At 44.4% G+C, this 12,366-nt stretch carries 12 protein-coding genes; 3 read left to right on the top strand and 9 right to left on the bottom strand.

Annotated features, from left to right (window positions below; genetic code table 11):
* Positions 1-9: 9 nt before the first annotated feature.
* Positions 10-588, bottom strand: coding sequence for a chorismate--pyruvate lyase family protein (locus AC0VYA_RS00345; protein WP_475489699.1), 579 nt, complete (start codon positions 586-588; stop codon positions 10-12).
* A 127-nt stretch (positions 589-715) separates the two neighbouring features.
* Between AC0VYA_RS00345 and AC0VYA_RS00340 the strand changes: the two genes are divergently transcribed.
* The gene (locus AC0VYA_RS00340; RefSeq protein ID WP_475489698.1) at positions 716-1,129 is read left to right on the top strand and encodes a flagellar basal body-associated protein FliL; all 414 of its coding nucleotides are present in this window, start codon (positions 716-718) and stop codon (positions 1,127-1,129) included.
* 6 nt (positions 1,130-1,135) lie between these two features.
* Here AC0VYA_RS00340 and glpG read toward each other — a convergent pair whose 3' ends face one another.
* The 7 genes from glpG to AC0VYA_RS00305 form a co-directional block, all read right to left on the bottom strand.
* Positions 1,136-2,014: a rhomboid family intramembrane serine protease GlpG gene (gene glpG / locus AC0VYA_RS00335; RefSeq protein WP_475489697.1), complete on the bottom strand. Its 879-nt coding sequence runs from the start codon at positions 2,012-2,014 to the stop codon at positions 1,136-1,138.
* 3 nt (positions 2,015-2,017) lie between these two features.
* Positions 2,018-2,338: a thiosulfate sulfurtransferase GlpE gene (gene glpE / locus AC0VYA_RS00330; RefSeq protein WP_011573006.1), complete on the bottom strand. Its 321-nt coding sequence runs from the start codon at positions 2,336-2,338 to the stop codon at positions 2,018-2,020.
* Between the two features lie 15 nt (positions 2,339-2,353).
* Positions 2,354-3,376: an L-threonine 3-dehydrogenase gene (gene tdh, locus AC0VYA_RS00325; protein ID WP_011573005.1), complete on the bottom strand. Its 1,023-nt coding sequence runs from the start codon at positions 3,374-3,376 to the stop codon at positions 2,354-2,356.
* Positions 3,373-4,569: a glycine C-acetyltransferase gene (locus tag AC0VYA_RS00320; RefSeq protein WP_475489696.1), complete on the bottom strand. Its 1,197-nt coding sequence runs from the start codon at positions 4,567-4,569 to the stop codon at positions 3,373-3,375. Before AC0VYA_RS00320 ends, tdh begins: the two co-directional genes overlap by 4 nt.
* 146 nt (positions 4,570-4,715) lie before the next feature.
* A complete protein-coding gene (locus tag AC0VYA_RS00315) occupies positions 4,716-7,130 on the bottom strand; it encodes a putative bifunctional diguanylate cyclase/phosphodiesterase (protein WP_475489695.1) in 2,415 nt (804 codons plus the stop codon).
* Between the two features lie 35 nt (positions 7,131-7,165).
* Complete coding sequence (locus AC0VYA_RS00310) at positions 7,166-8,347, bottom strand: TonB-dependent receptor (RefSeq protein WP_475489694.1); 1,182 nt, start codon at positions 8,345-8,347, stop codon at positions 7,166-7,168.
* A gap of 1 nt (position 8,348) precedes the next feature.
* The gene (locus tag AC0VYA_RS00305; RefSeq protein ID WP_473477275.1) at positions 8,349-8,801 is read right to left on the bottom strand and encodes a hypothetical protein; all 453 of its coding nucleotides are present in this window, start codon (positions 8,799-8,801) and stop codon (positions 8,349-8,351) included.
* Between the two features lie 226 nt (positions 8,802-9,027).
* On the opposite strand from AC0VYA_RS00305, the gene AC0VYA_RS00300 reads away from it, so the two are divergent.
* Complete coding sequence (locus tag AC0VYA_RS00300; RefSeq protein WP_475489693.1) at positions 9,028-10,344, top strand: 3-deoxy-D-manno-octulosonic acid transferase; 1,317 nt, start codon at positions 9,028-9,030, stop codon at positions 10,342-10,344.
* Between the two features lie 6 nt (positions 10,345-10,350).
* Here the strand turns inward: AC0VYA_RS00300 and AC0VYA_RS00295 are convergent, their stop codons facing one another.
* A complete protein-coding gene (locus tag AC0VYA_RS00295; protein WP_475489692.1) occupies positions 10,351-11,427 on the bottom strand; it encodes a glycosyltransferase family 4 protein in 1,077 nt (358 codons plus the stop codon).
* A gap of 153 nt (positions 11,428-11,580) precedes the next feature.
* Here AC0VYA_RS00295 and AC0VYA_RS00290 point away from each other — a divergent pair, with 153 nt between their 5' ends.
* Positions 11,581-12,300 (top strand): 3-deoxy-D-manno-octulosonic acid kinase, encoded by a 720-nt coding sequence (locus tag AC0VYA_RS00290; RefSeq protein ID WP_011572998.1) that lies wholly within the window; start codon positions 11,581-11,583, stop codon positions 12,298-12,300.
* Positions 12,301-12,366 lie beyond the last annotated feature (66 nt).

Here is a 12,366-nt window from a genome sequence, read left to right as displayed (position 1 = left end):
CTCAATAATTTATCGGTCAAAATTTGAATCTCTGTATGCCGGAGCCTTAGGTAAAAACAATTCAGCAACCATCATGGCATATTGTTGGTAGCAAAACACCGAGCGCCGCCCCCAAATCTCCGTTAGTGGCGGCAAACCGTATTCGTGTAAAAAGGCTTCGTCCGGTTGTAAGCACATTAATTGAAAAGGCTGACGCTTAAAGCGATCGTCATTAAAAATTAAATGCCCCAAAGGTTTATCACCGAGCTCTAAAAAGTCAGCCTCACACAAAGCTTGAGGAATAATCGAGCGGGCAAATACCCACGGTTGATTATCTCCATGTAAAATAACCTCTCGGACCTGCCAGTTCTCTTTTTGTTGATACATTTCAGAAACGCCGAGCTGAATATACTCTGCAGGTGTCGCTAACTCCTGACGCTGGCTAACAAGCTGCACTTTGAAGTCGTTACAATGCGTTTGCAGGCGTTGCGTTAATGAGCCTGTATTTAGTAGCCAACTTTCTAAATGAGCATTAGGGATCGACAACCGCCCTTGATTACTCCAAGTAACGTCGCCTAAAGGGAAAGCATGTGAGATAGTCTTTTGCATAGCTCACCATAATATCAACTGAAGTAGCTAGACTAAAGAGTGAATAAATAGTTTTAACGATTCTGTGAAATCTTGATAAGCTATTGACACAAAGGAAATTAATATTACGCAAATTCAAGAGGTAGAAATGAGCATTGTCAGATTATTTGGTACTTGCCTAGTATTGCTTAGTACTCTGCTCAGCCTCTCTTTTGCTCAAGAAGCACCTAGCAAGCAATTCGCCTATTTTGGCTTGGAACCCGACATAGTAACAAACTACCTTGGGACCAGTAATCGTAAGCTCGGTTATGTGCGGATTACTGTTGAGTTAATGCTTGAAGATGTGGACGCTCTAGAACAAGCAGATCATCACTCACCGTTGCTACGTGCCACTGCCATTGAGATTTTAGGTCGCCAGCCCGAGGAGCGGGTAAAATCGCTCACCGGCCGAGAAGATATTCGCCGCACTTTTCTTGATACCATGCGCAAGTTAATGAAGAAAGAAACCGGCTCGAACATGATCAAAGATGTTATTTTCACAAAATACATCTATTACGGTTAAGTGTAATTAGCTGTTAATACTTCGTTTATTTACTGCAGATCGGCTGAGTATAAAAGCAAAAGCACAGCCACTGATTAAGCCGACAGTATGCGCAGTATTTGCCATGCTAACCCACAATATATCTGCATAACCCACCACCAACCATACTAACAAGAAACCGACCAAAGGCTTAGGCATCATAAGCCCCCAAGATGGGCGCAGCCACCCTAACCACCACACGCAACCAACCAAAGCATAAACCACACCTGACAGGCCACCAAAATGCTCGCCACTAACCAATAGCTGGCCAACATTGGATAGTAACGCTGAGGATAAGAATAAGATGATGAGCGTAGTTTTCCCTAAAAGCCTTTCTATTTGTCCGCCGAGTGTCCACCACCACAACAAATTGAATACAATATGCAGTACCGAGAAATGAATGAGTGCGGGACCGATTAACCGCCACCATTGATGATTTTCCATTAGCTGAGGAAGTGGCTCGATCGCCAATACCTTGTACGGCCAAAAAAAGCCTACCATCGCTAGCAGATACACAATCATACAGGTGAGTAACACACTGGTTGTAAAGGGAATATCACGCAGTTGTTGCCAAATACCGCTAGCAGAAATTCCCGAATTTTTATCACGCAGCCTAACCGTCTCGCCGCTATCCCAAGCGGCTTGCTGGTATTTTTCGTCTTGGGGGGACTGAACAAATTCGCTGGCAATATGGCTAGCAACGTCTTTGTCGGCTTCGCTGAGCAGTTGTACACCATGTTCAGCACTATTTACGTCATTTTTATCGACGTAATATTGAGCGGCTATTCCCTGACTATTCAAATAGTTTATGAGTAATCGAGCGGCACGTTCTTGATTAAAGCTAACCAGTAAAAAAGGCGCTGACATAGTTTACTCACCACTAACAAAAGGCAGACTCTGGCGCCATGCTTCGAAGCCACCATCCATGCTGTACACTTCCTCAAATCCTTGATGAAGTAGGAACTGAGCGGCCTGTTGACTGCTGACCCCATGGTAACAACACACTATCACAGGTGTATCGAAGTCTGTCTCTTGAGTGAAATTCACCAAGGTACCATTGGTTAAATGAACCGCGCCTTCAATGTGTCCTGCAACAAAGGATTGTTCATCGCGAATATCCACTAAACGGGCTTCTTTCGCTGCAAGTTTTTGCTGTGTTTCCTGCACTGAAATATGTGCGAATTGCTCCATTACTTTACCTTTTGCTTACCAGTTTAATATGACTTTGCCAGATTGGCCGGAGCCCATGGTATCAAATCCTTGCTGAAACTCATCGATATTAAATTGATGGGTAATAATTGGCGCCAAGTTTAAACCACCTTGAATCAGGCTCGCCATCTTGTACCAGGTTTCGAACATCTCTCGGCCATAAATGCCTTTGATCACTAACCCTTTAAAAATGACTTTATTCCAATCAACAGCCACATCGCCTGAGGGAATACCTAACATGGCCACTTTTCCGCCGTGATTCATTTTATCGAGCATATCGCGAAATGCTGCTGGCACGCCTGACATTTCAAGCCCAACGTCGAAGCCTTCAGACATGCCTAAATCATTCATAACGTCTTTCAGGCTCTCTTTAGCCACGTTCACAGCGCGCGAGGCACCCATTTTACGAGCCAAATCTAGGCGGTATTCATTTACATCAGTAATGACGACGTGACGTGCGCCTACATGTTGCGCAACAGCAGCAGCCATAATGCCGATGGGCCCGGCCCCTGTTATTAGTACATCTTCACCGACTAAATCAAACGACAATGCGGTATGTACGGCATTACCAAAGGGGTCAAAAATAGCAGCGAGGTCATCAGAGATATTGTCTGGGATCTTAAATGCATTGAATGCAGGAATAGACAAATACTCTGCAAAAGCACCTGCTCGGTTGACGCCAACGCCAGAGGTATTGCGACACAAGTGACGACGCCCAGCACGACAGTTACGGCAATGCCCACAAGTAATATGCCCTTCACCAGATACGCGATCGCCAATAGCAAAACCGCGCACTTCCTCACCTATTTCAACCACTTCACCCACGTACTCATGTCCCACTACCATAGGCACGGGTATGGTGTTTTGAGACCACTCGTCCCAGTTATAAATGTGCATATCCGTACCGCAAATAGCGGTTTTACGAATTTTAATCAGTATGTCGTTATGACCAACAGTAGGCATTTCGCTATCATGCAACCAAATGCCTTTTTCTGACTTGAGCTTGGCGAGTGACTTCATTTAATCACTCCTAACTCTTTACCCACTTCGATAAAGGCATCAACGGCGCGATCAATCTGTCCAATACTGTGAGCAGCTGACATTTGCGTGCGAATTCGCGCTTGGCCTTTTGGCACTACAGGGAAGGAAAAGCCAACGACGTAAATCCCTTTTTGGAGCATTTTATCTGCCATTTCACTGGCTAATTTAGCATCCCCCAGCATCACTGGAATAATTGCATGGTCTTTGCCTGACATAGTGAAACCGGCTTGCTCCATGCGGCTTCGAAAGTGAGCGCTGTTGCGTTTTAATTGCGCACGCAACGCATGCCCATCTGCCAACATATCAAATACTTTTAGGGACGCTGAAACAATTGGCGGGGCAACTGAATTAGAGAAAAGATAAGGGCGAGAGCGTTGGCGCAGCCATTCAACGACTTCTTTTTTGCCTGACGTATAACCGCCGGACGCACCGCCTAACGCTTTGCCCAATGTGCCTGTGATTATATCGACTCGACCCATCACCTCACAATATTCGTGACTGCCTCGACCGTTCTCACCGACAAAGCCTGTCGCATGACAGTCGTCAACCATAACTAACGCGCCATATTGATCCGCTAGATCACAAATTCCAGCCAGATCAGCAATAACGCCATCCATTGAAAACACACCGTCGGTCGCGATCACTATGGTTTGCGCACCATCATTTTTCGCTTTTTCAAGTTGCGCCGACAGCGCTTGCATGTCGTTGTTAGCGTACCGGTAACGCTTAGCCTTACACAAGCGCACACCATCGATGATACTGGCATGATTAAGTGCGTCAGAGATGATGGCATCCTCTGGCCCTAAAATTGTTTCAAATAGGCCACCATTAGCATCAAAACATGAGGGGTACAAAATGGTATCTTGCATGCCTAAAAAGGCGCTAATTTTCTCTTCCAACGCTTTATGAATATCTTGGGTTCCGCAGATAAAACGTACCGATGCCATACCAAATCCATGACTATCCAACCCTTCTTTCGCAGCATCAATTAGTTCGGCGTTGTTCGCTAAGCCAAGGTAATTATTGGCACAAAAATTTAGCACTTGCTGGTTATCACCCACTTGAATATCTGCACTTTGTTGCGACTGAATCACCCTTTCAGTTTTATAAAGGCCTTGTGCTTTAGTGTCACTAATTTGCTGTGCTAAGCGATCATAAAAGGCTTGTTTCATGAGTTGTCCTCAAAGAATAGTAAGATGCGCGAATGATAAAGGATAATCTAGCCTTGACGCGAATAATCAAGGCAATTCCTGTGATTTAGGATTGCCGGGAACGTCATCGTTTTTTTACATTGATACTGTATAAACGCAAATGAGCGTTAAAATGACAAATCGAAGCTCTTCCAGACACCTTCCTTTATTTTTGAAGGGAGCTTTTGGTACAAATCATCCTCTAAAAGGGGTTTTGAAATATAATAACCTTGGGCAATGTCACAATGCATATCGCCTAATGTATTCAATTGCTCCGCTGTCTCTACTCCTTCAGCGACAACCTTCATACCTAGTTTTCTGACCATAGCGATGGTTGATTTCACGATCTGCTTGTCTGCGCTATTTACACTCATACCGGATATAAAGCTGCGGTCGATTTTAATAATATCTACCGGTAACTGAGATAGATATGCGAGAGACGAATACCCTGTGCCAAAATCGTCAATGGAAAAACTAAACCCTAATTCCTTGAGCTGATACATGATCCGCAGCGTATGACTGATGTCAGCAACCACTGTGCGCTCAGTCAACTCCAATTCAATTTGCTCTGCACCTTGCTCGCTTTTTGCTAATTGTTCGCGCATAAAATTGATTAAATTAGGATCTAAAAACTGACTCGCAGATAAGTTTACTGCGACTCTAAACCCACTCAGTCCCATGCTTTCAAGATGCGCCAAAATAGCAAACGCACGCTTTATACCCCAATAACCCAAGGTGATCATGCTTTCAGAGTTTTCCATAATAGGAATAAATTCATCAGGCATGATGTAACCATTTTTCGGATGCAGCCAACGGATCAGCGCCTCGAATCCCACCAGCTTGCCGGTACCAATGTCTATTTGTGCTTGTAGCGCGAACTTGAACTGTTCTTGCTGCAGTGCGTCTCGAATATCATGCTCAATTTCAATATGGCGCATGACCCGCGTGCTCATGCCTTCATTGAAAAGTGTAAAGCGGTCTCCGCCAGCATCTTTTGAAGCATACATAGCAATATCCGCTTGGCGCACCAAGTCATCCACAGTGAGATGTTGTTCGTCACAAGAGGTGATCCCCAAACTCACAGAGGTATAAAAACGTTGAGCGCCGATCTCAATAGGCTCTCTAAACTTAGTCACCAGCTTTTCGGCTAAGGTCATGGCATTACTGACCTCATCAACCTCTTGCAGCACAATGACGAATTCATCACCACCGAAGCGGCTGATCACGTCTGATTCGCGCAGATTGCTGCGCAATCGCTGGGCGACGATAATCAAGAACTCATCACCAATGCCGTGACCATAACTGTCATTAATTTTCCTAAAATTATCGAAATCCAATAGAATAACGACCAAAGGTTCAGGGTTACGCGCTAAAGACGCTATTTTTTTGCGCAGCACAAAATTCAGCATATTTCGATTTGGAAGCCCCGTAAGCCGGTCGTACATGGCTATATTTTCAAGTTCTCGGGTGTTTTGTTCTATCTTGACATCCATCGACTCAAGCTGTTCACCCAATAAATTTGAAGAGCGTTGGACCTCATCTATTTCATCTAAAAACAGTCTACTATGTGGAAATTGCATGGCGTTAAATTCGTCGTATTCCTTCTGTGCTAAAAGCGGTAAACGCTTTGCAACGATAAGTAGGCGTCTACGCAGCCGCTCGGCCATTAAAAAGAAAGTCAGAATACAAAGTGCCACTGTAATAGCTGAGATGATAATGACACCGAATTGATAACTATCATGCCTTGCCCACTCGTCGCTGATATCGTGCACGGCAAGCAGATATGCAGGGTCAGTCACCTTTTCATCAACGGGCAGTAAATTAATCAAATATGCCTGCTCATTGACCACCAATCGGTAGCCTTTATCCAGCACCATATCGAATGTAATACCCCCAGGAATTAGCTTGAGTAATGCGCTAAGTTCTTGGCGTCTAATATTTGAGATGGGCGGCTGTATCTGTGCGTCTCGAAGAGAAGCTAGCTCGAGGGAATGTATATTTGCTACTAAGGCAAGTTCAGCCAGCGTTGAACGATTCAAGGCAGCCATCATTTCCAGCAAAGAGGTGGTAGCGGTCAATACCAGAAGCTCACCGTTGGCAGCCAAAATTGGCATGCTTATAAGCTGAAAACATGACTGTGCACATAAAATATTGGACGTAGATGATTGATTTTGCAGTGTTTGCTGTGCACTCGCCGTTACATATTCTGGCACATGTTGATGATTAGCGAATATGACTTTGTACTCGCTGTCGAGCAACCAAAGATCCTTAACTTGCCAATTCAACTGTAAGTAATCAAATTCTTCGTTAATAAAATCGGCAGTCGCTTGCGGATTATCAGTGATGTCTTCATGCAGGTGAATAAACGACTCAAACCATAACTCGAGACGATTACTCAACATGTCGCGGATCAGGTGCATTTGACTTAGATCTTCATCATGTAGCGCCTGATGCTGACTTAGATAATCCTGGTTATTTTTATCAATCCAAATGAAGGTCAACAACACGCTGGCAATCAGTAAAAAACCAATCAATAGACCCATGATTTTCCACGGTAAACTGACGAAGATTCGCATGCTTAAAACCAGTAAATCACTTGCAGCGCCCAAATGTCCCAATATTCAGAATCATTTGTCACCGTATCGGGAATAAACACAGGTGCTAAGCGTGCACGACCTTTTACTTTGTGAAATTCAGCGCGTACTCGCCAGTTAGCATGGAAATCCCATGAAGCGCCAAACGTAATTTGATCTCGATAGGCAAAATAATTCGGCACCGCCCCCCCTGAATTCTGCTGTAAAAGCCGACCAGAGCGATCGTCTTTATCTGCATCAAACATGTCAATTCTTGCCAGCAAGGTGACTTGAGGGGTAAGAAATAGACGTCCTTGTACATATATCCCTTCAGCGGCAGTATCCTTGATGCCGCCGTTAGGTAACAGCCCTATAAAGTCTGTTCGCTCTCGCATCGCTTCGGCGTTAATATCCCAAAACTCAGCACTGTAGGTTAAATTTAGCATCAGGCGAAACAACTTCGCTTTACCATCAATGAATACGTCATTGCTACCGGCGTCGTAGCTAAAATCTGTTCTTAGCAAGCTGACGCCCATTGCGATACCCGAACTAAATGGGCTAAATGAGAGACTGAATTGCGTATCAAAATCATGCTCTAACTCACCGGTGGCAAATTCGGACATTAAATTTTCAGTTTGCTCTTGGTCTACTGACGTATTGCCGTAACTCCAACGCATGTCCCACTCACCTAAATTGTTGTGATGTTGAGCGATAAGTGAAATGCCATCACTGCCAAGTGATGCGTCACGAAATGCATCAAAATAAGAGGACTGGGGCAATACAATGGTTGGCATGGTATGGGGCACATCACGGGTGGCAGAATATAACCAGTGATAGTTCTTATATCGCCCTAAATGAGCATTAACCTTCCAACTTTGCGTGCTCAGCAATTGATAATCCAAAAATAAGTAATCCAAGCGCAGCCCTTCATTAAAACGATTGCCATCGTTAATATAAATGCCCTGCGCAGAGACCCGTAGTTTTTGATTGATCCGATACGACGTATTAAGTCCCACCTCGGTCAGACTAAACGACACGTCACCGCTTTCATTTATATAGTTACTATCGCTGGATTGAATGACGCCTTGGGCGCCGAATCCGTGCCAAACGAAATCCCCTGCGTGACTTACGTTCGTCAGAAAAAAGCTAAAAGTACAAAGAAGATACATTACGCGCGATTTGTTCATATTAACCCTCCTTGCTAATGTGCAATTCATGCAGGTTGGGCGGTAGCGATGGTGAAAGCACGTATCCTATTGCGCCGGGCTCTTGACTCACCATATCAATCATCTCTTGGCTATCTCTGACCAAAGTGGGTTTTTCTCCTAAGCCTGAATAAGCCAACTTATTCCACGTTCGTTCAAGTTGATAAGGAAACATGCTGAGGACATCTTTGCAAAAATTTTGGTGGGCAGGGTCTTGCTGATGAAGAACATAGACTTTTATCGCACTTCCGTCTTCCCAAGTAGTTTGACGCATCGAAAAAATCCAACGCACACTACTCTCGCTCAAGGAATTCACCTTGACGTTATCATTCACGATAACACGCAATTGGGATTGCTCAGCGTAGGCATAATTTACGCCAAATAGCATCACTAGAGCGAGCATAAGGCGCAAACCTATGCGGTGGATATTCAGCAAAAAACACTCCTAATTAAATACCATTTTTTGTGCGACAAAAAACAACTGGGAGCACAACTCCTTGTCTTCTTGATACGGTATGGGGTAAGTATTACTTGTTATTGTATTTTATTACAGGAAATTTTTTATCCTATTCAATGTATTGCGAGGGCTCTGATGGTCTCAAGCTTAGTCGAAAATCAACGAAATACTGTTAAAATACCCGCTGAATCTAATTGATGGCGGTATGATGAAGTCCACTTTCACTCCTAAAGCAAAAGAAAATTACAGCCTGTGGGGATACACCTTGCTGTTGTGTATTTTGTTACCCTTTGTGTTTTTACATTTTTGTTATCAATACTTGACGAAAAAACCTACCGCGCCTTGGGCTCGAATTCAACGCTTTGGTGTGAATATATGCACGGCAAAAACAGGTGGGTTGCTCTTTCATTGTGTGTCAGTAGGTGAGGTGGTTGCCGCTGCCAATGTCATTAAAAGAATTCGCCAATTTCAACCTGAGATACCTGTCACTATTACTACTACAACGGCGACTGGGGCAAAGCAAGCGACCGACTTATTCAACGACTCAATCACTCATTGCTATTTGCCAATCGATATTCCATGGATGATGCGCCGCATCCTTAAGCAAGCAGCGCCCACTCACGTCATCATTACTGAAGTGGAGCTTTGGCCGAATATGATCGACCAATGCTGGCGTCTAAATATTCCCGTGTCGGTGATTAATGCACGTATGACTGACAGCTCTATGCGCACATATGCCAAAATATCGGCTCTTTTTAGCCCCATGCTGCATAAATTACATAAAGTTTGCGCCCAAGGAGAGCGCGACTACCACAACTACCAGCAACTCCATGCTCCTGAGCAAACGTTGGTACTGACCAATAATATTAAGTTTGAGCAGCCTGCTCGTCCCGAAGCTCACCAGCAGGCCAAAGAATTTTCTCAGATGTTCAATATTGCAAGTCGGCCGATTATTGTCGCTGGTAGCTCTCATGCTCCAGAAGAAGATGTACTCCTTGATGCTCACAAATTAATTCTGCAACACATTCCTGACGCACTGCTTATCATAGTACCTCGCCACCCCCAGCGTTTTGACGATGTCTATCAGATATGTAAATCAAGTGGCTTATGCAGCCTGAGAAGCTCTGACGAAAAGCCTTGTGATACAGACACCCAAGTCTTGCTAGTTGATGAAATGGGCAAACTGCAAGCCTTGTATGCTCTGGCTACAATTGCCTTTGTAGGGGGCAGTATTGCAGATAGAGGCGGGCATAACGCCCTTGAACCTGCGGCCTTTGAAGTCCCCATATTGATGGGAGTGCACCGGTATAACAACCCAGCAATATGCCAAGTGCTCAGTGACAATGGCGCGTTATTCGAAGCTAATACCCCAGAACAAATAAGCCAAAAAGTCATGCTGTGGTTAGGGAATGAGACACTACGTAAACATGCAGGCAAAGCAGGAAAACAAGTTTTACAGGAAAACAGTGGCGCTGTTAGCGCCACGTTGCAGGCGTTAGGATTTGCTATGAGCAATCATTAACGAGTGCTATTGCAACCCTTTAAACAAATCAACCAAGGCTTTCGCTTCCCGCTCTACCGTGTAATGAGCCAATACCCGTTCACGGCCAGCTAAGCCTTTTTGTTTCAATTTTTCTGGATCTGATAGTAGTGAATCCATTTTTGCTGTCACCGCGGGTAAATCATTCACAGGCACTACGTGGCCATCTATGTCTTCGCGAATGATCTCTTCCCACGCGCCTGCTTGCGTCGCTAACACCGCAGCGCTGCAACTCATAGCTTCAAGTACAGTTAAACCAAAGCCTTCATTGTCGCTCAACGCAGATACCATAGATAAAGCACTAAAAATGGGCGGTATGCGCTCAAACGGCAGTTCACCAGTAAAGATGATACGCTCGCTCAAACCTGCTTTATCGATTTTCGCTTTTAATTCATCAACAAACTCTTGATGACTAGATGAGATAGCCCCCACTACAACCGCTGTGTAGTCCGGGTATTTCGGCAGCACTTGGATGCACGCATCGACGAACAGATGAACACCTTTTTGTTTGCGCACACGGCCTAAAATACCGATACCGTATTTTCCACCATAGCCTAAATCCTGCCACGCTTGCTCTTTGTTCGGGGCTGGGGCGAAGTTTTCAATTTGAATACCGTGAGGAATAATCGCATCGGGTGGCTCAGCCAGATACTTTGCTGATGATTGACTGATGGCCACCACAGCGTCCATTTTGCGGGTCAACCATAAGGTAGAGCCTGAACGAAAGCGCTGAGCAGCAGAACTGAAGACCATTTTTATTTTGGCACCGAATACATATTTCAACAGCACAGCTTGGATCATTTCATCTACACGGCGAGCATGAAAAACACGGTACTTACCATTTCTCAGCGGCTTACGACACATCTTCACCACCTGCCAGAATGTCATAGCTTGACTCTGATCAGGTAAAAAATGCTTACCCATAACACGCAAGTTAATCAACTTTTGTTGATAAGACATGACCTGCAACATGGTTGAAGTCACACCCGAAAAATTGGAATTCGAATTTCCCAGAATCAACTCAACTTCATCTTGCTTACTGGTTTTCGTCACATCATTTTCCATAGTTAATGGGTACTCACTTATTTAAAATTAATTGTTATGCATTTATTCAGAATCAATCGTTACACATTTGGCGCGAGCCATGGGTGTAGAAGCTCGCATTCATCAGCGATACAGGTATACACTAAGCCAAATTTTGCAACCACCTCGTGTTAAATGCCAAACATTCAGCAAACATCTAAAGAGCGCAGCACCATTATATTTGATGCTGAAATATTCGCAGCCCCTGATTTGCATATTTTTGATGGTCACTACTGGCAATCGAAACAGCAATTAACCGGCAGTGCTACCGGTCGCGGCACAACGTATTTTTTTAGGCATAAAAATAACGAATATGTTTTGCGCCATTATCGACGCGGTGGCTTAATCGGCAAGTTAATTGAAGACAGCTATCTTTTTAGAGGTCTGTCACGCACGAGAGCATGGCGCGAGTTTACTCTTCTAGAACAGATGCACAGTCTTGGTTTGCCCGTACCTGAGCCTGTCGCAGCACAAGTAACACGACACAATGTGATGTACCGAGGCGACATCATTATAAAGCGTATTCCCAATAGCCAAGATATGTTTAGCCATTTGTGTGAAGCGCCGCAACCACAAACCACTTGGCAAGCCATTGGCACCTGCATTCGCCAATTTCATGATCACAATGTATATCATCACGACTTAAACATTCACAATGTTATGCTCGATGGTGCAGGTAAAATTTGGCTTATCGATTTTGATAAATGTGCCATACATGCTAGCAATAATTGGAAAAAAGCTAATTTAGACCGACTCTTACGCTCATTGCATAAAGAGCAAGCCAAACAACAAACCTTCCATTTCAATGAGCAAAATTGGCAAGTTTTGCTGTCCGCCTACGGTGAGCCAGCTTAATGAAGGCAACCTGTGACGACATCACTGATTGATCTGGTGAATACTCATTACAAAGCACAATACAAT

The organism is Paraglaciecola sp. QJM3NY_14 (assembly GCF_056173245.1).
The sequence above is the reverse complement of the archived record's forward strand: the minus strand, read 5'-3'. Positions and strand labels throughout refer to the sequence as shown.